This window comes from Enterobacter sichuanensis, assembly GCF_009036245.1.
Taxonomy (GTDB): Bacteria; Pseudomonadota; Gammaproteobacteria; order Enterobacterales; family Enterobacteriaceae; genus Enterobacter; species Enterobacter sichuanensis.
The window spans coordinates 3,358,024-3,377,999 of sequence record NZ_CP027986.1; the positions used below are offsets into that span (position 1 = coordinate 3,358,024).

Below are 19,976 nucleotides of genomic sequence, written 5' to 3' on the forward strand. Positions count from 1 at the left end.
ACCCCCGACATGCGGGGGTTGAGGAGGAGTTGAAGTAAACGCGACGATTACGCGTTGGCTTCCTTCACTTCGCGGATGCGGTCCTGATACTCGCGCAGTTTCTGCGGCGTCATCATGCGACGCTGGTCGTCGAGTACCACACCACCGACTTCGTCGGCGATATGCTGAGCGGACTGCAGCATCAGCTTAAAGTTTTGCAGTTCATCACCGTAGGACGGCACCTGCATAAAGATAGTGACGCCCGGGGTCACGAAATCACCGGTCATTTCCGGATCAAACGTGCCAGGGTTGACCATATTGGCCAGGCTGAACAGCGCCGGGCCACTACCGTCAGGACTCAGATGGCGATGGAAAATATTCATATCACCAAACTTGAAACCTGCCTGTTGAATACTGTTAAGCAGCACATCACCGTTGAGATGGCTGCCCTGATGTGCGGCCACGTTCATGATGATCACCGCTTCTTTACGCTGCGGTTTTTCAACAACCGGTTCAGGCGCTGCAACGGGCTCAGGCTCAACGTGCGGGGCCGGGGCAGGTTGCGGCGCAGGCTGCACATGAACAGGCTGCTGCGGCTGTTGTACCGGCTGTGCAGGCTGTTGTTGCACGGGCTGCTGCACAGGCTGCTGTTGAACCGGCTGCGGTGCAGCTGGCTGCTGATGGACAGGCTGTTGCGGCGGCTGGCGCACCGGCTCTTCTACCGTCTGCGGCGCGTGCTGGCGCGGCTGAGCAGAAGCATACGGCGGTTGATACTGGTGCTGCGCTGGACGGGGGGCTTCATGCTCCCCATGAGCCGCGCCGGGCGCAGTATTGACCCGATGAACACGAACTTCACCCACGCCGTCGTCGTCGATGCCATCGATGTCATCTTCACTGTCATCGTCGTCACGACTGGACTTCATGCGCTTCAGTGGGCGATCGCGAAACATAGAGGAACGCTCTTTACGGCTGGTCCAGAAACCATGTACCAGTAAAGCGATTATGGCGATCGCGCCAACAATGATTAATATCAGACGCAAATCCTGCATCATTATATTCTCTGTTGTTCTAACACCTTGCCACCACGGCAAACATTTACTCACTAAGAGTATTTGCCGTTTACGTCAAGTGCAAGTGCGTGCAGAGCATTCGCAGCATAAAGATGAAGGAAATCGTGCTTTTTGCTGGTTTTTCGAACATTTCCGAACTGGTCATTGGTCCGTAAGTGGATAATATAGGCGGGCAATTCCACTGGTTGTGAAAAAAGGAGTACAGCCTGGTTATGGTTTCAACATCTTCTTCTCCCCCGCGCAGCGGTGTCTGGTATTTTTCTCAGGGCTGGAAACTGGTCTCCCTGCCGGGTATTCGACGCTTCGTCATTCTGCCGCTGCTGATCAACATTATTCTGATGGGCGGCGCGTTCTGGTGGCTGTTCACAAAGCTGGAGAGCTGGATCCCGTCGCTGATGAGCCATGTGCCAGACTGGCTGCAGTGGCTTAACTACCTGCTCTGGCCGGTGGCGGTGATCTCCGTGCTGCTGGTGTTTGGGTACTTCTTCTCAACGATTGCGAACTGGATAGCTGCCCCGTTTAACGGCCTGCTGGCGGAACAGCTGGAAGCACGCCTGACCGGAGCGACGCCACCGGATACCGGCATACTGGGGATCATGAAAGATCTTCCCCGTATCATGAAGCGCGAGTGGCAGAAATTTGTCTGGTACCTGCCACGGGCGATTGTGCTGCTCATCCTCTATTTTGTGCCCGGCATTGGCCAGACGGTGGCGCCGGTGCTGTGGTTCCTCTTCAGCGCCTGGATGCTGGCTATTCAGTACTGCGATTACCCGTTCGATAACCACAAAGTACCGTTTAAAGAGATGCGCACCGCCCTGCGCACCCAGAAGGTCGCCAATATGCAGTTCGGCGCCCTCACCAGCCTGTTCACGATGATCCCCTTCCTCAATTTGTTCATTATGCCGGTGGCGGTATGTGGCGCGACGGCGATGTGGGTGGACTGCTACCGTGCTAAGCACGCGTTATGGAAATAATGCAAAAATGTGTAAAGCAGGGGTGGCTTATGCCGCCCCTTATTCCATACTGATCCCCATTATTTCCTTGCAGTATATAGATATGCGAATTCCTTACTTCCCCCTACCTGCTCAACAGGTATGCTGGGTCGGTATCCCAATTTCATACAGTTAAGGACAGGCCATGAGTAAGATTTATGAAGACAACTCGCTGACTATCGGTCATACGCCCCTGGTTCGACTGAACCGTATCGGTAATGGACGCATTCTGGCGAAGGTCGAATCACGTAACCCGAGCTTTAGCGTAAAATGCCGTATCGGTGCAAACATGATTTGGGATGCTGAAAAACGTGGCGTACTGAAGCCTGGCGTTGAGCTGGTAGAACCGACCAGCGGCAACACCGGTATCGCACTGGCCTATGTGGCGGCGGCGCGTGGCTATAAGCTGACGCTGACCATGCCAGAAACCATGAGCATTGAACGCCGCAAGCTGCTCAAAGCGCTGGGCGCGAACCTGGTCCTGACCGAAGGCGCGAAAGGCATGAAAGGTGCCATTCAGAAAGCCGAAGAGATCGTGGCCAGCGATCCGGCGAAATACCTGCTGCTTCAGCAGTTCAGCAACCCGGCTAACCCGGAAATTCACGAAAAGACTACCGGCCCGGAAATCTGGGAAGATACGGACGGCCAGGTTGATGTCTTTATCTCCGGCGTGGGTACCGGCGGTACGCTGACCGGCGTGTCGCGCTACATTAAAGGCACAAAAGGTAAAAAAGACCTGATCACCGTTGCGGTTGAACCCACTGACTCCCCGGTTATCACCCAGGCGCTGGCGGGCGAAGAGCTTAAACCAGGCCCGCACAAAATCCAGGGTATTGGCGCAGGCTTCATTCCGGGAAACCTGGATCTGAAGCTTATTGATAAAGTGGTGACCATCACTAACGAAGAAGCCATCTCTACTGCGCGTCGCCTGATGGATGAAGAAGGCATTCTGGCGGGTATCTCTTCCGGTGCGGCCGTTGCGGCAGCGCTCAAACTTCAGGAAGACGAAGCCTTTACCAACAAGAATATTGTGGTTATCCTTCCTTCTTCGGGTGAGCGTTACTTGAGCACCGCACTGTTTGCCGATCTCTTCACGGAAAAAGAGCTGCAACAGTAATGCCAGCATGTTAATAACGCGTAAAAAAGCACCTTTTCAGGTGCTTTTTTGTGGCCTGCTTCAAACTTTTACCCCTCCTGGCATTGCTTCACCCCGTAGGGTCTGGTATTTAAACCAGCAATTATTTTGATGCGTGAAATTAATCAGTGAACGAAATAGCCTTGCTGAATCGATTTTATGATTTGGTTCAAGTCTTGCTTTCGCTGCATAATGTTTAATGACGATCGAAACGTCAGCGCTAACAATACAGGCTAAAGTTCAGTCGCCAGGCTAGACTTTAGTTCCACAACACTAAACCTATAAGTTGGGGAAATACAATGTTCCAGCAAGAAGTTACCATTACCGCTCCGAACGGTCTGCACACCCGCCCTGCCGCTCAGTTTGTTAAAGAAGCGAAAGGCTTCACTTCTGAAATCACTGTGACTTCCAACGGCAAAAGCGCCAGCGCAAAAAGCCTGTTCAAACTGCAGACTCTGGGCCTGACTCAGGGCACCGTAGTCACCATCTCTGCGGAAGGTGAAGACGAGCAGAAAGCAGTTGAGCATCTGGTAAAACTGATGGCTGAGCTCGAGTAAGTTTCCGGGTTCTTTTAAATATCAGTCACAAGTAAGGTAGGGTTATGATTTCAGGCATTTTAGCATCCCCGGGTATCGCTTTCGGCAAAGCACTGCTGCTGAAAGAAGACGAGATCGTCATCGACCGGAAAAAAATTTCTGCCGACAAGGTTGATCAGGAAGTTGAACGTTTTCTGAGCGGTCGTGCCAAGGCATCTGCGCAACTGGAAGCAATCAAAACTAAAGCTGGCGAAACTTTCGGTGAAGAAAAAGAAGCCATCTTCGAAGGGCACATCATGCTGCTCGAAGATGAGGAGCTGGAGCAGGAAATCATAGCCCTGATTAAAGATAAAGGCATGACGGCCGACGCGGCTGCCCATGAAGTTATCGAAGGTCAGGCAACTGCCCTGGAAGAACTGGATGATGAATACCTGAAAGAGCGTGCGGCTGACGTACGTGACATCGGTAAGCGCCTGCTGCGCAACATCCTGGGCCTGGCCATTATCGACCTGAGCGCGATTCAGGATGAAGTGATCCTGGTTGCCGCTGACCTCACCCCGTCTGAAACCGCACAGCTGAACCTGAAAAAGGTCCTCGGTTTCATCACCGATGCGGGCGGCCGTACCTCCCACACCTCTATCATGGCACGTTCTCTTGAACTGCCTGCTATCGTGGGTACCGGTAGCGTCACCTCTCAGGTGAAAAACGGTGACTATCTGATTCTGGATGCCGTAAACAATCTGGTTTACGTCAACCCAACTAACGAAGAGATCGAGAAACTGCGCGCAGTTCAGGAGCAGGTTGCGACTGAAAAAGCGGAACTCGCTAAGCTGAAAGACCTGCCAGCCATTACCCTGGACGGCCATCAGGTAGAAGTGTGCGCAAACATCGGTACCGTCCGCGACGTTGATGGCGCTGAGCGTAACGGTGCGGAAGGCGTAGGTCTCTATCGTACTGAATTCCTGTTCATGGACCGTGACGCCCTGCCGACTGAAGAAGAGCAGTTCGCAGCGTACAAAGCGGTGGCTGAAGCCTGTGGCTCTCAGGCCGTTATCGTCCGTACCATGGACATCGGTGGCGACAAAGAGCTGCCGTACATGAACTTCCCGAAAGAAGAGAACCCGTTCCTGGGCTGGCGTGCAGTACGTATCGCCATGGATCGTAAAGAGATCCTTCGCGATCAGGTTCGTGCGATCCTGCGTGCCTCCGCTTTCGGTAAGCTGCGCATTATGTTCCCGATGATCATCTCTGTTGAAGAAGTGCGTGCACTGAAGAAAGAGATCGAAATCTACAAACAGGAACTGCGTGACGAAGGTAAAGCGTTTGACGAGTCAATTGAGATCGGCGTGATGGTGGAAACACCAGCGGCGGCAACGATTGCGCGTCATTTAGCCAAAGAAGTTGATTTCTTTAGTATCGGCACCAATGATTTAACGCAGTACACCCTGGCAGTTGACCGTGGTAATGATATGATTTCACATCTCTACCAGCCAATGTCACCGTCCGTACTGAACTTGATCAAGCAAGTTATTGATGCTTCTCATGCAGAAGGTAAATGGACTGGCATGTGTGGTGAGCTTGCAGGCGACGAACGTGCTACACTTCTGTTGCTGGGTATGGGTCTGGACGAATTCTCTATGAGCGCCATTTCCATCCCGCGCATTAAGAAGATTATCCGTAACACGAACTTCGAAGATGCGAAGGTGTTAGCAGAGCAGGCTCTTGCTCAACCGACAACGGACGAGTTAATGACGCTGGTTAACAAGTTCATTGAAGAAAAAACAATCTGCTAATCCACGAGATGCGGCCCAAATTACTGCTTAGGAGAAGATCATGGGTTTGTTCGATAAACTGAAATCTCTGGTTTCTGATGATAAGAAAGACTCCGGAACTATTGAGATTGTTGCTCCGCTCTCCGGCGAGATCGTCAACATCGAAGACGTGCCGGATGTAGTGTTTGCTGAGAAAATCGTTGGTGATGGCATTGCTATCAAACCAACTGGCAACAAAATGGTTGCTCCAGTTGACGGCACCATCGGTAAAATTTTTGAAACCAACCATGCGTTCTCTATCGAATCTGATAGCGGTATCGAACTGTTCGTTCACTTCGGTATCGACACCGTTGAACTGAAAGGCGAAGGCTTCAAACGTATCGCGGAAGAAGGTCAGCGTGTTAAAGTTGGCGACCCGGTCATTGAATTCGATCTGCCACTGCTGGAAGAAAAAGCCAAGTCTACCCTGACGCCGGTTGTTATCTCCAACATGGACGAAATCAAAGAACTGATCAAACTGTCTGGCAGCGTCACCGTGGGTGAAACCCCGGTTATCCGCATCAAGAAGTAATTCTTGCCGCACAGTAAAATGGCGCCTTCGGGCGCCATTTTTGTTTATGCGGGGAGGATTAGCTCATCATACCCTTTCGACTGCGTATACAGCATCACGTCAGTCACCCGATCGCCGGCCATACGGATGGCATCGGCAACGGTTTTCCCCTCAACAATGCCGCTCACCAGTTCCGAGCAGAACAGATCGCCCGTTCCTTTCAGATCGGTTTCCACGCGCGGATGCGCACTGACGGTAACCCCCTCACGCGTGACCAGCACCACGTGGATGTTTTGCGGATCGTCAGCCACCGGCGCGCTGGTGATGGCCACCCATTTCAGGGTGTCTGAGAGCAATCCCTGCGCTGCTGCAATCGCGCTTTCCGGCGTACGACACGGTTTGCCGCTTAAGACTTCCAGTTCGTAGACGTTTGGCGTAATCCCTTGCGCCAGCGGCAGCAGGTGCTCCCGATACGCTTCGGGAATATCGGGCTTCACGTACATCCCGCTGTCGATATCGCCGATAACCGGGTCGACCAGCACCAGCAGGTCTGGATGCTGTGCTTTAACCGCCTTCAGCCACTGCGCCAGCAGGGCAATCTGGCTGGCGCTGCCCATATAGCCGGTAGTAACCGCTTTAAGCTCGCGCAGGATCTCGCGCTCTTCCAGCGCCTTCAGATAGCCGCTGAACCACTCGTCGGGGATCACCCCGCCGTAGAAGGTGTCATAGTGCGGTGTGTTGCTAAACAGCACCGTCGGTACGGCGGTGACGTTCAGCCTGTGGGTACGAATATTCGGTACCGCGATACTGTTCCCGACACTGCCGTAAACCACCTGCGACTGCACCGCGACAATGTCGGTTTGCTGCGCCCGGGTGTTATCCCGGAATAGAATCATCTCCATGACGTTTAAATTCCCGCCCCCTGCGAATAACTCTCTTCACCAAAAACGCCGGTCGACAGATAGCGATCGCCGCGGTCGCAGATAATCGCCACCACAACGGCACCGGGATTCTCCTGCGCTACCCGAATCGCGCCTGCCACCGCGCCCCCCGAACTGACCCCACAGAAGATACCTTCACGCACGGCCAGTTCACGCATGGTATTCTCCGCCTCGCGCTGATGAATATCCAGCACCTGATCCACCAGCTGCGCATTAAAAATGCCCGGCATATATTCCGCAGGCCAGCGGCGAATGCCCGGAATGCTGCTCCCCTCTTCCGGCTGCAGCCCAACGATGGTAACGACTTTCGCCTGCTCGCGCAGAAAACGCGACACGCCGGTAATGGTGCCGGTGGTACCCATGCTGGAGACAAAATGGGTGATCCGTCCGTCGGTCTGCTGCCAGATTTCCGGGCCGGTGGTGGTGTAGTGGGCGTAAGGGTTGTCCGGGTTATTGAACTGATCGAGCAGTTTACCCTCGCCGCGCTCGGCCATGGCTAATGCTAAATCGCGCGCGCCTTCCATTCCCTGCTCTTTGGTCACCAGAATCAGTTCGGCCCCGTACGCACGCATCGCGGCGCGTCGCTCCTGGCTCATGTTGTCCGGCATCAGCAGCTTCATACGGTAGCCTTTCAGCGCCGCAATCATCGCCAGAGCGATACCGGTGTTGCCGCTGGTGGCTTCGATCAGCACATCGCCGGGTTTGATTTCACCGCGCTTTTCGGCCTGGACAATCATCGACAACGCTGCACGGTCTTTCACCGACCCGGCCGGGTTATTGCCTTCGAGCTTGACCCAGATTTCGCTGCCGTTAGCCGGCCCCATGCGCTGAAGTTTGACCAGAGGGGTATTGCCGATGGTGTGTTCGAGTGTATTCACGATTTTTACTCAATAAAAAAGCCGGGTGGCGCGCAGCGATCCCGGCCTACAAGACGCAGTTTTAGCTGTAGGCCCGGTCAGCGCAGCGCCACCGGGCGATAAACATCCTAATAACCTATCAGGCTGACTCCGCCAGAGCAATATCCTCGCGCGTCTCGATGCGCTCATTCCCGTGATAAATACGGGCATGCTGCAGACCGACAAACAGGCGCTCTCCGCGGTGCGGCGGGACGTCGTCGCGCATCACGACGGTCAGCGGCTCGGTATACCAGCCCAGCGGTTGTACCACCAGTTGGGTGTAGTGTCCTTTAGGGCTCGCTTCCAGCACCTGCACCGGCAGCGGTGAATCCAGGCTGGTACGGCGGCTTACGTCCACTTCCCAGGGACGCAGGAACAGATCGACCGGGCCCTGGTGCGCGGAGGTATAGCCCAGCGGCCAGCGGTGCGCCCCGACATGGAATTGACCACCGCGAATGGTGCCCTGCAGACGGTTGACCTCGCCCATAAATTCCAGCACGAAACGGGTCGCCGGTTCACGCCACAGCTGTTCTGGCTCGTCAACCTGTTCAATGTTGCCCTGGCTCATGACCACCACGCGATCCGCGACTTCCATCGCCTCTTCCTGATCGTGGGTCACGAACACGCTGGTAAACTTCAGCTCTTCATGGAGCTGACGCAGCCAGCGACGCAGCTCTTTACGCACCTGCGCATCCAGCGCGCCGAAGGGTTCATCCAGCAGCAGAATTTGCGGTTCAACAGCCAACGCACGCGCCAGCGCCACGCGCTGTTTCTGCCCGCCGGACAGCTGCGCCGGGAAACGATCCGCCAGATGAGCCAGCTGCACCATCTCAAGCAGTTTGGTCACTTTCGCCTTAATGGTTGCCGCATCCGGGCGTTCACGACGCGGCAGCACGGTCAGGCCAAAGGCGATATTGTTAAACACGGTCATGTGGCGGAACAGCGCGTAATGCTGGAACACAAACCCCACCTTACGGTCGCGGGCATGCAGACGGCTCACGTCGGTGCCGTGGAAGCGGATATGCCCGCTGGTCTGATGCTCAAGCCCGGCGATAATGCGCAGCAGCGTGGTCTTACCCGAGCCAGACGGCCCCAGCAGCGCCACCATTTGTCCGGAAGGGATATCCAGCGAGATATCATTCAGCACCTGGGTGCGACCAAAAGACTTCTTAATATTGGCAATCTCAATGCTCATGATTTCCCTCCTGATGCTGACGTTTTTCCTGATTTTCTAAACGCCACTGCACCACACTCTTCAAAAACAGGGTCAAAATGGCCATCAGCGTCAGCAACGCTGCGGCAGTAAAGGCGCCGATGGTGTTGTAATCCTGCTGCAGCAACTCAATCTGCAGCGGCAGCGACAGGGTTTCACCGCGAATGGAGCCGGAGACGACGGAAACGGCACCGAACTCACCAATTGCGCGGGCGTTGGTCAACACCACACCGTAAAGCAGCGCCCAGCGGATATTCGGCAGCGTCACGCGGCGGAACATCTGCCAGCCTGACGCGCCCAGCAGCACCGCCGCTTCATCTTCGTTGCTCCCCTGGCTTAACATCACCGGTACCAGCTCACGCACCACAAATGGACAGGTGACGAAGATGGTGACCAGCACCATGCCTGGCCAGGCAAACATGATCTGCAGGTTATGCGCATCCAGCCAGCCGCCCAGCGGACCGTTGGAGCCGTAAAAGAGCAGATACACCAGACCCGCCACCACCGGCGAGACAGCAAAAGGAATATCCAGCAGGGTGAGAAGCAACTGACGTCCCGGGAAGTTAAAGCGCGTCACCAGCCACGCCAGCAGAGTACCGAACACCAGGTTCACCGGCACGGTGATCAATGCAATCAGCACGGTCAGCCAGATGGCGTGCAGCATATCCGGGTTCGCCAGGTTTTCCAGCGCAGGCATCAGCCCCTTGCTGAACGCCTGAACGAAGATATAAATCGTCGGCACGACGAGAATGAGGGCGGACACCAGCACGCCCGCCCCAATCAGAAACCATTTACCCCAGTTAATACGGGGCACATCGTATCGCTTCAATTGCGTAACTTCCGCCATCAGTGACCTACCACACGTCGACCAAAGCGACTTTGCAGAGTGTTAATCGAGTACAGCAGCAGCAGCGAGGCCGCCAGGATCACCGAAGCGATCGCGCTCGCCGCCGGATAATCAAACTCCTGCAGACGGATGAAAATCATCAGCGAGGTCACTTCCGTTTTCCAGGCAATGTTCCCGGCGATAAAAATCACTGCGCCGAACTCACCGAGGCTGCGGGTAAACGACAGCGCAATACCCGCCATCAGCGCCGGGGAGAGCTCCGGCAGAACCACCTTGCGAAAACTTTGCCAGCGCGTGGCGCCGAGCGTTTCCGCCGCTTCTTCATATTCCGGCCCCAACTCTTCCAGCACCGGCTGCACGGTACGCACCACAAACGGAATACTGGTAAAGGCCATCGCTACTGCGATACCGAGCCAGGTATAGGTCACCTTGATGTCAAACTTCGCCAGCCACTCACCGTACAACCCGTTCACGGAGAAGAGCGACGCGAGGGTTAAGCCAGCAACCGCCGTTGGCAGCGCAAACGGCAGATCCATCAGTGCGTCAAGCAGCGTACGGCCCGGGAAGCGATAGCGGGTTAAGATCCACGCCATCAGCAGGCCAAACACGCCGTTAAAAATGGAGGCGACAAACGCTGACAGCAGCGTCACCTTATAGGCCGCCACCACCTGCGGGTTGGTGATGACCTCCCAGTACTGCGCCCAGCTCATCTGAGCGAGCTGCATCACCAGCGCGCTGAGCGGCAACAACAGGATCAGGCAGACGAACAGCAGGCTGGTCCCAAGGCTTAAGGTGAAGCCCGGCAGCACGCGTTTAGTCGATACTGCAAACATTACTTACGCCCCGCCGCCAGCAATTTGTCTAACTCACCGCCGCTGGCAAAGTGCGTTTTCATTACATCAGGCCAGGAGCCGAAATGGTCTTCCACGCGGAACAGCGCGGTCTGCGGGAATTTATCTTTCAGTTTGTTCATTACGTCCGGGTTATTCACGCGGTAGTAGTAATCGGTAATGATGGTCTGCGCCTGCGGGCTGTACAGGTAGTTGAGATAGGCTTTTGCCGCTTTCTCGGTGCCGTTTGCCTGTACGTTTTTATCCACCCACGCCACCGGGAACTCGGCCAGGATGTTGGTTTTTGGGATAATCACCTCAAAGCCCTGCGCCTCATACTGTTTACGGATGTTGTTCACTTCCGATTCAAAGCTAATTAGCACGTCGCCCAGACCGCGCTCTGCAAAGGTTGTAGTTGCGCCGCGTCCGCCGGTATCAAACACTTCGACGTTTTTCAGGAACTGGGTCATGAACTGCTCGGTTTTGGCTTTATCGTTACCGTCAGCCTTGTCCGCCGCGCCCCACGCCGCTAAATAGGTGTAACGCGCGTTACCGGAGGTTTTTGGGTTTGGGAAAATCAGCTTCACGTCGGAACGCACCAGGTCGCTCCAGTCGTGGATATTCTTCGGGTTGCCCTTGCGCACCAGGAAGCCCATGGTGGAGTAGAACGGCGAGCTGTTGTTCGGCAGACGGCTCTGCCAGTCCGCCGGGATCAGCTTGCCTTTATCGTGCAGGATCTGCACATCAGTGACCTGGTTGTAGGTCACCACGTCCGCTTTCAGCCCCTGGAGGATTGCCAGCGCCTGCTTGGACGAACCGGCATGGGACTGCTTGATGGTCAGCTTATCGCCGTTATTGTCTTTTGCCCACTGCTGCTCAAACGGGGGATTAAGGGCGGCGAACAGCTCGCGGGAGACATCGTATGAACTGTTCAGCAGCTCAGTCGCCTGCGCCTGTGCCACCAGCAGTAAACCTGCCAGCGCCAGAGTTCCTTTTTTCAGTACAGTAACGGCCATTGCGCACCCTTATAAATGTGATGACTATCTTATAGTCATAATATTTATAACGGGGATGAAAGGAGTAACGGTTTTATATACCGTTTGGTGATTTACAAGCAGAAAAGGGAATAAGGGTGCGGGGAAAATTGCCGGGTGGCGCTAACGCTTACCCGGCTTACGTATGGAGAGCGGTTTTACAGCGCCAGCAGACGCTCCACGGACGGCGCGAAGTAGTAGCCACCGGTCACGGGTTTGGTGAAGCGCAGCATGGCGTCACGCTTGCCGTCGGTATCGCCGAACATGCTCAGCAGCTGCTGCTCAATGTTGTGCAGGCGCGCGCAGTAGGCGCAGAAGTAAAGGCCGTGCGTGCCGCTTGCTGTGCCGTACGGCAGGCTCTGGCGGACAATCTTCAGCCCTTTGCCGTCTTCCTTGAGGTCAACGCGGCTCAGGTGCGAGGTGACCGGACGCTCATCGCCGTCGATCTCTTCGTTGGCTTCTTTGGTACGGCCAATCATCATCTCCTGGTCATGCACGCTCATGCGGTTAAGCTGCTTGAGGTTGTGCTCCCAGCGCTGCACGAACACATAGCTGCCGCCCGCGTCCACGCCGTCTTTGATCACCGCCACTTCACGACGCGTCTCTTCACCCGCCGGGTTTTCGGTTCCGTCGACAAAGCCGCTCAGATCGCGCTCTTCGATCCAGCGAAAACCGTGCACTTCTTCCTGCACATCGATGCTGTCGCCAAAGGCCGCTATCGCCGCCTGCGCAACGGAGAAGTTTACGTCGTGACGCAGAGAGAGGATGTGGATCAGCACGTCGTACTGCGTCGCGGGCGCAAGGCCTTTGCCGTAGGGAATGAAGTCTTTCAGCTCTTCCGCCCCTTCGCCACCGCTCAGCTGACGCCAGACGTTATTGCCAAAGGCGACAACGGCGCCGAGGTGGGCTTCCGGGAACGTAGCCTGGAAGGTCGCCAGCTTATCAATGAACGCTTTACTGGCCGCACGCAGGGCATCCACGTCCCCTTTTACATTGGCTTCAATCCAAATCGCCGCGCGGCAATGTTCTGGCAAAATGCCACTCTGAACCTGAGACATCGCTCCTCCTGAAATAAAGATGCCACGTCAGCGTGGCATGGATGGCGGGTATTATACCCGGATTTCAGCGAGGCGGTTTGTTCCGGCGCAAATTACTGCTGCCAGATAATTTTGCTCACTTTCCAGTTCTTCAGCGTGTCGTCCGACGGCATCAATCCTTCCGGACCGCTCCAGGTGCCGGTAAAGACATAGCTGATGTGCTGGCTGCCTTGCGCCTTACAGGCCACCGCCACACCGTCGTCAGAAGGGGCGCTGGCGCAGTTGCCAAAGGCCTGCTTATAGAGATCGCTAAACGGCGTTCCTATCTTCACGCCGCTGGCAGTCGGAATGGCTTCATCCAGCACCGTAACGCGGTTTACCGTGCCTTTGTCACCGTTGATCACCAGCGCCAGCTTGTCGCCCTTCAGCGCTTCGTAATAGCGAACAATGTTACCATTCTCGGTTTTCATGCCGCTGCGCAGGCGATAATCACTGCTCAGGGCGTCCTGAATAGCATCCTGATCCAGCGCTGTCGCGGCGGTAATGTTCCCCACGCCCTGCTCGGTCACTTCCGTTGATGAGCCAAACCAGTTCCACGGATACGCAGCGGACCAGTTAATGGAGGAGAGCGTGGAACAGCCTGTCAGGGCCAGCGGGAGAGCGCATAAAAGTAAACGCAGCGATTTCATTGAAACGTCCTTACGTGTTAAATCAACGCTTGTTGGAGTGCGACTTCTGCAAAAAGTGCCGTATTAATCATCCTGATGGGAGAAACAGGCGCGAAGACGCGGATTGGTCAGCAGCCACAGCAGCGCCACAATATCCGCCACCACCAGCGCAATGCCAATGCCCGTAAGCGGCTCACCGTACCACCAGAGTACCGGCTGCCAGAAGAGCAGCGCAATCTGAGCGAGGATCAGCAGCCAGCGCAGCGCCCGCCACAAACGAGGGATCGCCTGGCGTCGGCCGCTGCACAAAAAAGCCATCACCGCCGGTACGCCCGGCAGTAAGCCGAGCCAGAACGCATCGTGATCGGGATAGAAGAGATTCAGCAGCGTATCACCCTGCCCGCGCGACGCGGCAGCCATCACAAACAGTACCCAGGTTCGTGCCTGAAGCAGCAGAACGCACCAGAATAAAAAGGGCAACCTGACCCGCCCCTGCGCGTCATAATCTGCCGGATGGATCTCAGTACTCTTCATCTTCGATCAGACGCTTACCTAAACTCAGCACGTCAGAATGTTCATAGCCCAGACGCTCGTACATGCCCAGCACCACGTCGTTATCTTCCCGTACCATGATCTGGATTTTCGGACAGCCACGGGCGATCAGCTTCTTCTCGAGACGATTGAGCAGCGCGTTGGCAATGCCGCGCCCCCGGTATTCCGGATGAACGCCCAGATAATAGGCCGAGCCGCGATGACCGTCATAACCGCCCATTACCGTGCCTACGACTTCGCCGTTGACTTCCGCAACCAGAAACAGACTGACGTCGTGATTCACCTTCCGCTCAATGTCCATTTCCGGATCGTTCCACGGACGCAGCAGATCGCAGCGCTCCCAAAGGGTGATCACCTCTTCGAAATCTTCCTGGCGAAAAACGCGTATCTCCATGGTATTAACCGCCTTTTCGGGTTTAAAAACAGTGATTATGGCGTGAACCGTGCCTTTAGCCAATAACCGGGGAAAATCTCGCCAAAATTTGGCATAATGTCACTTTGTCACGTATTGAAATGAAAAGTAAAACAATTCTCAATAAGGACTGTCGTAACGCTAAACGCGATACGATATAACACCAGGACCCCATTTTTTAGTATTCAGGCCGCATGAGCACATTCAAACCATTAAAAGCACTCACATCGCGTCGTCAGGTTCTCAAAGCGGGGCTGGCGGCCTTAACGTTAACGGGCATCGCAAAGCAGGCTCAGGCAAAAGACGAGAGCACGCTCAAAACCAGTAACGGACACAGCAAACCCAAAACCAAAAAGCCCGGCGCGAAGCGTCTGGTGATGCTTGACCCGGGCCACGGCGGAATTGATACCGGCGCCATCGGCAAAAACGGTTCGAAAGAAAAACACGTCGTACTGGCGATTGCAAAAAATGTGCGCGCAATTTTACGCAGTAACGGCATTGACGCCCGTCTGACGCGCTCTGGCGACACCTTTATTCCGCTGTATGACCGGGTGGAGATAGCCCACCAGCACGGCGCGGATCTGTTTATGTCGATTCACGCCGACGGCTTTACCAACCCTTCAGCGGCGGGCGCCTCGGTGTTTGCGCTGTCCAACCGTGGCGCCAGTAGCGCCATGGCGAAATACCTCTCCGACCGTGAAAACCGGGCGGATGAAGTCGCCGGGAAAAAAGCCACCGACAAAGATCACCTGTTACAGCAGGTGCTGTTCGATCTCGTGCAGACGGATACCATCAAAAACAGCCTGACGCTCGGCTCGCACATCCTGAAGAAAATTAAGCCGGTACATCGTCTGCACAGTAAAAGCACCGAACAGGCGGCATTTGTGGTGCTGAAATCACCGTCTATTCCGTCCGTGCTGGTGGAAACCTCGTTTATCACCAACCCGGATGAAGAGCGTCTTCTCGGCACCACGGCGTTTCGCCAGAAGATCGCTAATGCCATCGCCTCCGGCATTATCAGTTATTTCAACTGGTTCGATAACCAAAAAGCGCACTCCAGGAAACGTTGATGAAACCCAATGCTCAACTGGTTAAAACCTTCCTGCTGCAGCTGCAGGATGAGATTTGCCGCAAACTGGCCGCCGCGGACGGCGGTGAATTCCAGGAAGATAACTGGCAGCGTGAAGCCGGCGGCGGCGGGCGCAGCCGGGTGCTGCGCAATGGCGGTATCTTTGAACAGGCGGGCGTGAATTTCTCCCACGTCCACGGAGACGCCATGCCCGCGTCTGCAACCGCGCATCGTCCTGAACTTGCGGGCCGCAGTTTTGAAGCGATGGGGGTCTCGCTGGTGGTGCATCCACACAACCCGTTTGTGCCGACCAGCCACGCCAACGTCCGCTTTTTCATTGCGGAAAAACCGGGGGCCGATCCGGTCTGGTGGTTTGGCGGCGGTTTCGACCTTACACCCTACTACGGGTTTGAAGAAGATGCCGTGCACTGGCACACCACCGCGCGGAACCTCTGCCTGCCGTTTGGCGAAGACATCTACCCGAAGTTTAAAAAATGGTGCGACGACTACTTCTACCTGAAGCATCGCGACGAGCAGCGCGGCATTGGCGGGCTGTTCTTTGACGATCTGAACACGCCTGATTTTGATACCGCGTTCCGCTTTATGCGCGCGGTGGGCGAAGGGTATACCGACGCTTATCTGCCCATCGTCGAACGCCGTAAAGACACCCACTACGGCGTGCGCGAGCGCGAATTCCAGCTCTATCGTCGCGGGCGTTACGTTGAGTTCAACCTGGTGTGGGATCGCGGGACGCTGTTTGGCCTGCAGACCGGCGGGCGCACGGAATCGATTTTGATGTCGATGCCGCCGCTGGTGCGCTGGGAGTACTGCTACGAGCCAAAAGAAGGCAGCCCGGAGGCTGCCTTGAGTGAATTCCTGAAAGTACGCGACTGGGTTTAACCCCCCTCACACCGGCCCTCTCCCAAAGGGAGAGGGTTAGGGTGAGGGTAAAAATTACAGCGGCTGGGTCTGCGCCTCAACCACCGCCAGGGCCACCATATTCACGATACGGCGCACAGAGGCAATCGGCGTTAACACGTGCACCGGTTTCGCCACGCCCATCAGCACCGGGCCTACGGTCACCCCTTCAGAACTGGAGACGCGCAGCAGGTTATAGCTGATACGCGCCGCTTCCACGTTCGGCATAATCAGGATATTCGCCGATCCTTTCAGCGGGCTGTCCGGCATACGTTCGTTGCGAATGCTTTCCACCAGTGCCGCATCACCGTGCATTTCCCCGTCAATCATCAGCTCCGGCGCACGCTCGCGCACCAGCGCCAGCGTCTCACGCATTTTGCAGGCCGCCGCAGATTTAGACGAACCAAAGTTAGAGTGCGACAGCAGCGCCACCTTCGGCTCGATACCAAAGCGGCGCACGGTCTCCGCCGCCATCACGGTGATTTCCGCCAGCTCGTCCGGGCTCGGATCGTCGTTAACGTAGGTGTCAGCGATAAAGGTGTTGCCGCTCGGCAGCAGCAGGGCATTCATCGCCCCGGCGGTATGAACCCCGTCACGATAGCCGAAGATCTCCTGCACCACGCTAAAGTGCTCGTGGTAATCGCCGATGGTGCCGCAGATCAATGCGTCCGCTTCACCGCGATGGACCATGATCGCGCCGATCACCGTCGTGTTGCTGATGACGGCTTTCTGCGCCTGCTCCTGGGTGATCCCCCGACGCTTCATGATCGCGTAGTATTCGCTCCAGTACTCTTTAAAGCGCGGATCGGATTCGTTGTTGACGATCTCGAAGTCGACGCCCGGCTTAATCTGCAGACCCAGCTTCTGAATGCGCATCTCAATCACGCTCGGACGACCAATCAGGATCGGCTTCGCCAGACCTAAGGTGATCAGCTCCTGGGTAGCGTGCAGCACGCGCGCCTCTTCCCCTTCCGCCAGCACCACGCGCTTCGCGTCGGCACGCGCCTGCGAGAAGATCGGCTTCATGAACAGGTTAGTTTTATAGACAAACTCGGTGAGCTTATCGATGTAAGCATCAAAATCCTGTATCGGACGCGTCGCCACGCCGGAATCCATCGCCGCTTTGGCCACCGCTGGCGCAATTTTGACAATCAGGCGCGGGTCAAACGGTTTAGGAATGATGTAGTCCGGGCCAAAGCTCAGATCCTGATCGCCGTAGGCGGAGGCCACCACTTCACTCTGCTCGGCGTGGGCCAGTTCCGCGATGGCGTGCACGGCGGCAAGCTTCATCTCTTCGTTGATCGCCGTTGCGCCAACATCCAGCGCGCCGCGGAAGATGAACGGGAAGCAGAGCACGTTGTTGACCTGGTTTGGGTAGTCGGAACGGCCGGTACAGATAATGGCATCTTCACGCACCGCTTTCGCCAGCGGCGGCAGAATTTCCGGCTCCGGGTTCGCCAGGGCCAGGATCATTGGCGCGCGCGCCATCTTCTTCACCATCTCCTGGGTCAGCACTTTCGGGCCCGAGCAGCCGAGGAAGATATCCGCGCCGTCAATGACGTCCTCGAGCGTGCGCTTGCCGTCGTCTTCGACTGCATACGCCGCTTTGGTTTCCGCCATGTTGGGCTCGCGGTCTTTATAGATAACGCCTTTAGAATCGCAGACCACGATGTTGTGCTTCTGCATACCCAGCGCCACCAGCAGGTTCATACAGGCGATGGCCGCCGCACCTGCGCCAGAAACCACCATGCGCACATCAGAGAGATTTTTTTCCACCACGCGCAGGCCGTTCAGAATCGCGGCGGTGCTGATAATCGCGGTGCCGTGCTGGTCATCATGGAACACGGGAATGTTCATACGCTCGCGCAGCTTCTGCTCGATATAGAAACATTCCGGCGCTTTGATGTCTTCCAGGTTAATCCCGCCGAAGGTCGGCTCCAGCGCGGCCACCACGTTAATGAATTTGTCAGGATCAAGCTCGTCCACCTCGATATCAAACACGTCGATACCGGCGAATTTCTTGAACAGCACGCCTTTCCCTTCCATCACCGGTTTACCCGCCAGGGCACCGATGTTACCGAGACCGAGTACCGCCGTACCGTTAGAGATAACGGCCACGAGGTTGCCGCGCGCGGTGTATTTGTAGGCCGCCAGCGGGTCTTTTTCGATTTCCAGACACGGTGCCGCAACGCCAGGCGAATAGGCCAGCGCCAGATCGCGCTGGGTTGCCAGCGGCTTGGTTGGGGAGACCTGGATTTTGCCCGGGACAGGGAACTCGTGAAAATCGAGGGCACTCTGTTTTAACTGATCGTCCATCTTGTTATTCCTTTTACGTATCGGTCAGATAGTATCGCCTCAGGACAGCACATAAACTTTGAAGGCAGCCAAACTCTCACCATCACACATTAAAAATTGTTATCAATTTATAACAGCCATGTTACCCGTCTCAAAAGCAATGCCTCCCCCGTCTGCTATGCTTTTTTGTTAAGTCCATCATGATTTTCTCAGAAGTGTGAACTAACGCACTCATCTAACTCTTTTATTTCCAAGGAGTAATCATTTATGAACCAGCTAGACGGCATCAAACAATTCACTACCGTGGTTGCAGACAGCGGCGATATCGAGTCGATTCGCCACTATCAGCCGGAAGATGCGACCACCAACCCTTCGCTTCTGCTCAAGGCTGCCGGGCTTGCCCATTTTAGTCATCTGATTGATGACGCCATTGCCTACGGTAAACAGCGCGGGAAAACGCAGGAGCAGCAGGTCGCCGAAGCCAGCGACAAGCTGGCGGTTAATTTCGGTGCGGAAATTCTGAAAAGCATCCCGGGACGCGTCTCCACCGAAGTGGACGCCCGCCTCTCATTCGATAAAGAAAAGAGCATCAATAAAGCCCGCCGCCTGGTCGAACTCTACCAGGAACAGGGGATCGATAAATCACGCATTCTGATCAAACTGGCGTCGACCTGGGAAGGCATCCGTGCGGCAGAGGTGCTGGAAAAAGAGGGGATCCACTGCAACCTGACGCTGCTGTTCTCCTTTGCTCAGGCACGCGCCTGTGCCGAAGCCGGCGTGTTCCTGGTCTCACCGTTTGTCGGCCGCATCTACGACTGGTACCAGGCGAAACAGCCGATGGATCCGTACGTGGTAGATGAGGATCCGGGCGTGAAATCGGTCCGTAATATCTACGATTATTACAAGCAGCACCGCTATGAAACCATCGTGATGGGGGCCAGCTTCCGCCGTACCGAGCAGATCCTCGCCCTGGCCGGCTGCGACCGTCTGACCATCTCCCCTAACCTGCTGAAAGAGCTGCAGGACAAAGAAGAGACGGTCATCCGCAAGCTGATCCCCACCTCTACCGTGCTGCCAAAACCGAAAGCCATGACCGAAGCCGAATTCCGCTGGGAGCACAATCAGGACGCCATGGCCGTGGAAAAACTGGCGGAAGGTATCCGCCTGTTCGCCGTTGACCAGCGCAAACTTGAAGATCTTCTCGCCGCCAAACTTTAACCTTGCCATGGA

Annotated in this window: 20 protein-coding genes; 8 read left to right on the plus strand and 12 right to left on the minus strand. The window is 55.7% G+C overall.

Translation table 11 applies throughout. From position 1 onward, the window contains the following. Positions 1-47 precede the first annotated feature (47 nt). On the minus strand, positions 48-1,031 hold the full coding sequence (gene zipA / locus C1N69_RS16170) for a cell division protein ZipA (RefSeq protein WP_155031525.1): 984 nt from the start codon (positions 1,029-1,031) through the stop codon (positions 48-50). Between the two features lie 230 nt (positions 1,032-1,261). Here zipA and cysZ point away from each other — a divergent pair, with 230 nt between their 5' ends. The 5 genes from cysZ (at position 1,262) to crr (ending at position 6,055) form a co-directional block, all read left to right on the plus strand. Beyond that, complete coding sequence (gene cysZ / locus C1N69_RS16175) at positions 1,262-2,023, plus strand: sulfate transporter CysZ (RefSeq protein ID WP_095451904.1); 762 nt, start codon at positions 1,262-1,264, stop codon at positions 2,021-2,023. Between the two features lie 163 nt (positions 2,024-2,186). Beyond that, positions 2,187-3,158: a cysteine synthase A gene (gene cysK / locus C1N69_RS16180; RefSeq protein WP_014884739.1), complete on the plus strand. Its 972-nt coding sequence runs from the start codon at positions 2,187-2,189 to the stop codon at positions 3,156-3,158. A gap of 317 nt (positions 3,159-3,475) precedes the next feature. Then, a complete protein-coding gene (gene ptsH / locus C1N69_RS16190; RefSeq protein ID WP_000487600.1) occupies positions 3,476-3,733 on the plus strand; it encodes a phosphocarrier protein Hpr in 258 nt (85 codons plus the stop codon). Between the two features lie 44 nt (positions 3,734-3,777). Beyond that, positions 3,778-5,505: a phosphoenolpyruvate-protein phosphotransferase PtsI gene (gene ptsI, locus C1N69_RS16195; RefSeq protein WP_008501604.1), complete on the plus strand. Its 1,728-nt coding sequence runs from the start codon at positions 3,778-3,780 to the stop codon at positions 5,503-5,505. A gap of 40 nt (positions 5,506-5,545) precedes the next feature. Further along, positions 5,546-6,055 carry a PTS glucose transporter subunit IIA gene (gene crr, locus C1N69_RS16200; RefSeq protein WP_003861316.1) on the plus strand — a complete coding sequence of 170 codons (510 nt, stop codon included), beginning with the start codon at positions 5,546-5,548 and terminating at the stop codon, positions 6,053-6,055. 44 nt (positions 6,056-6,099) lie between these two features. Here crr and pdxK read toward each other — a convergent pair whose 3' ends face one another. The 10 genes from pdxK to C1N69_RS16250 form a co-directional block, all read right to left on the minus strand. Continuing rightward, complete coding sequence (pdxK, locus tag C1N69_RS16205; protein WP_025758776.1) at positions 6,100-6,936, minus strand: pyridoxine/pyridoxal/pyridoxamine kinase; 837 nt, start codon at positions 6,934-6,936, stop codon at positions 6,100-6,102. A gap of 5 nt (positions 6,937-6,941) precedes the next feature. After that, positions 6,942-7,853 (minus strand): cysteine synthase CysM, encoded by a 912-nt coding sequence (gene cysM / locus C1N69_RS16210; protein WP_155031526.1) that lies wholly within the window; start codon positions 7,851-7,853, stop codon positions 6,942-6,944. Between the two features lie 118 nt (positions 7,854-7,971). Beyond that, entirely contained in the window at positions 7,972-9,066 is a 1,095-nt protein-coding gene (gene cysA / locus C1N69_RS16215; protein WP_155031527.1) for a sulfate/thiosulfate ABC transporter ATP-binding protein CysA, read from the minus strand. Next, entirely contained in the window at positions 9,056-9,931 is an 876-nt protein-coding gene (gene cysW / locus C1N69_RS16220) for a sulfate/thiosulfate ABC transporter permease CysW (RefSeq protein WP_025758780.1), read from the minus strand. The genes cysA and cysW overlap by 11 nt, the downstream gene beginning before the upstream one ends. Continuing rightward, entirely contained in the window at positions 9,931-10,764 is an 834-nt protein-coding gene (cysT, locus tag C1N69_RS16225; protein ID WP_045286558.1) for a sulfate/thiosulfate ABC transporter permease CysT, read from the minus strand. Before cysT ends, cysW begins: the two co-directional genes overlap by 1 nt. Beyond that, positions 10,764-11,777: a sulfate ABC transporter substrate-binding protein gene (locus tag C1N69_RS16230; protein WP_155031528.1), complete on the minus strand. Its 1,014-nt coding sequence runs from the start codon at positions 11,775-11,777 to the stop codon at positions 10,764-10,766. Before C1N69_RS16230 ends, cysT begins: the two co-directional genes overlap by 1 nt. A 176-nt stretch (positions 11,778-11,953) precedes the next feature. After that, entirely contained in the window at positions 11,954-12,853 is a 900-nt protein-coding gene (locus tag C1N69_RS16235; protein WP_155031529.1) for a Dyp-type peroxidase, read from the minus strand. Positions 12,854-12,945: 92 nt separating this feature from the next. Beyond that, positions 12,946-13,521 (minus strand): RpoE-regulated lipoprotein, encoded by a 576-nt coding sequence (locus C1N69_RS16240; protein ID WP_155031530.1) that lies wholly within the window; start codon positions 13,519-13,521, stop codon positions 12,946-12,948. Between the two features lie 63 nt (positions 13,522-13,584). After that, complete coding sequence (locus tag C1N69_RS16245) at positions 13,585-14,034, minus strand: DUF2919 domain-containing protein (RefSeq protein WP_155031531.1); 450 nt, start codon at positions 14,032-14,034, stop codon at positions 13,585-13,587. Beyond that, positions 14,021-14,446 carry a GNAT family acetyltransferase gene (locus tag C1N69_RS16250; protein WP_023308738.1) on the minus strand — a complete coding sequence of 142 codons (426 nt, stop codon included), beginning with the start codon at positions 14,444-14,446 and terminating at the stop codon, positions 14,021-14,023. Before C1N69_RS16250 ends, C1N69_RS16245 begins: the two co-directional genes overlap by 14 nt. 212 nt (positions 14,447-14,658) lie before the next feature. On the opposite strand from C1N69_RS16250, the gene amiA reads away from it, so the two are divergent. Then, positions 14,659-15,534, plus strand: a complete 876-nt coding sequence (gene amiA / locus C1N69_RS16255; protein WP_045286561.1) for an N-acetylmuramoyl-L-alanine amidase AmiA — start codon at positions 14,659-14,661, stop codon at positions 15,532-15,534. Then, positions 15,534-16,433, plus strand: a complete 900-nt coding sequence (hemF, locus tag C1N69_RS16260) for an oxygen-dependent coproporphyrinogen oxidase (protein ID WP_094918419.1) — start codon at positions 15,534-15,536, stop codon at positions 16,431-16,433. The genes amiA and hemF overlap by 1 nt, the downstream gene beginning before the upstream one ends. 54 nt (positions 16,434-16,487) lie before the next feature. On the opposite strand, the gene maeB is transcribed toward hemF, so the two are convergent. Next, positions 16,488-18,767 carry an NADP-dependent oxaloacetate-decarboxylating malate dehydrogenase gene (maeB, locus tag C1N69_RS16265; protein ID WP_025758794.1) on the minus strand — a complete coding sequence of 760 codons (2,280 nt, stop codon included), beginning with the start codon at positions 18,765-18,767 and terminating at the stop codon, positions 16,488-16,490. Positions 18,768-19,013: 246 nt separating this feature from the next. Here maeB and tal point away from each other — a divergent pair, with 246 nt between their 5' ends. Next, a complete protein-coding gene (tal, locus tag C1N69_RS16270; RefSeq protein WP_025758795.1) occupies positions 19,014-19,964 on the plus strand; it encodes a transaldolase in 951 nt (316 codons plus the stop codon). The last annotated feature ends 12 nt before the right edge of the window (positions 19,965-19,976 follow it).

What these genes read in the sequence shown, in the direction of transcription:
- zipA (WP_155031525.1), bottom strand. Translation starts at nt 1,031, where the DNA reads ATGATGCAGGATTTGCGTCTGATATTAATCATTGTTGGCGCGATCGCC.
- cysZ (WP_095451904.1), top strand. Translation starts at nt 1,262, where the DNA reads ATGGTTTCAACATCTTCTTCTCCCCCGCGCAGCGGTGTCTGGTATTTT.
- cysK (WP_014884739.1), top strand. Translation starts at nt 2,187, where the DNA reads ATGAGTAAGATTTATGAAGACAACTCGCTGACTATCGGTCATACGCCC.
- ptsH (WP_000487600.1), top strand. Translation starts at nt 3,476, where the DNA reads ATGTTCCAGCAAGAAGTTACCATTACCGCTCCGAACGGTCTGCACACC.
- ptsI (WP_008501604.1), top strand. Translation starts at nt 3,778, where the DNA reads ATGATTTCAGGCATTTTAGCATCCCCGGGTATCGCTTTCGGCAAAGCA.
- crr (WP_003861316.1), top strand. Translation starts at nt 5,546, where the DNA reads ATGGGTTTGTTCGATAAACTGAAATCTCTGGTTTCTGATGATAAGAAA.
- pdxK (WP_025758776.1), bottom strand. Translation starts at nt 6,936, where the DNA reads ATGGAGATGATTCTATTCCGGGATAACACCCGGGCGCAGCAAACCGAC.
- cysA (WP_155031527.1), bottom strand. Translation starts at nt 9,066, where the DNA reads ATGAGCATTGAGATTGCCAATATTAAGAAGTCTTTTGGTCGCACCCAG.
- cysW (WP_025758780.1), bottom strand. Translation starts at nt 9,931, where the DNA reads ATGGCGGAAGTTACGCAATTGAAGCGATACGATGTGCCCCGTATTAAC.
- cysT (WP_045286558.1), bottom strand. Translation starts at nt 10,764, where the DNA reads ATGTTTGCAGTATCGACTAAACGCGTGCTGCCGGGCTTCACCTTAAGC.
- C1N69_RS16230 (WP_155031528.1), bottom strand. Translation starts at nt 11,777, where the DNA reads ATGGCCGTTACTGTACTGAAAAAAGGAACTCTGGCGCTGGCAGGTTTA.
- C1N69_RS16235 (WP_155031529.1), bottom strand. Translation starts at nt 12,853, where the DNA reads ATGTCTCAGGTTCAGAGTGGCATTTTGCCAGAACATTGCCGCGCGGCG.
- C1N69_RS16240 (WP_155031530.1), bottom strand. Translation starts at nt 13,521, where the DNA reads ATGAAATCGCTGCGTTTACTTTTATGCGCTCTCCCGCTGGCCCTGACA.
- C1N69_RS16245 (WP_155031531.1), bottom strand. Translation starts at nt 14,034, where the DNA reads ATGAAGAGTACTGAGATCCATCCGGCAGATTATGACGCGCAGGGGCGG.
- C1N69_RS16250 (WP_023308738.1), bottom strand. Translation starts at nt 14,446, where the DNA reads ATGGAGATACGCGTTTTTCGCCAGGAAGATTTCGAAGAGGTGATCACC.
- amiA (WP_045286561.1), top strand. Translation starts at nt 14,659, where the DNA reads ATGAGCACATTCAAACCATTAAAAGCACTCACATCGCGTCGTCAGGTT.
- hemF (WP_094918419.1), top strand. Translation starts at nt 15,534, where the DNA reads ATGAAACCCAATGCTCAACTGGTTAAAACCTTCCTGCTGCAGCTGCAG.
- maeB (WP_025758794.1), bottom strand. Translation starts at nt 18,767, where the DNA reads ATGGACGATCAGTTAAAACAGAGTGCCCTCGATTTTCACGAGTTCCCT.
- tal (WP_025758795.1), top strand. Translation starts at nt 19,014, where the DNA reads ATGAACCAGCTAGACGGCATCAAACAATTCACTACCGTGGTTGCAGAC.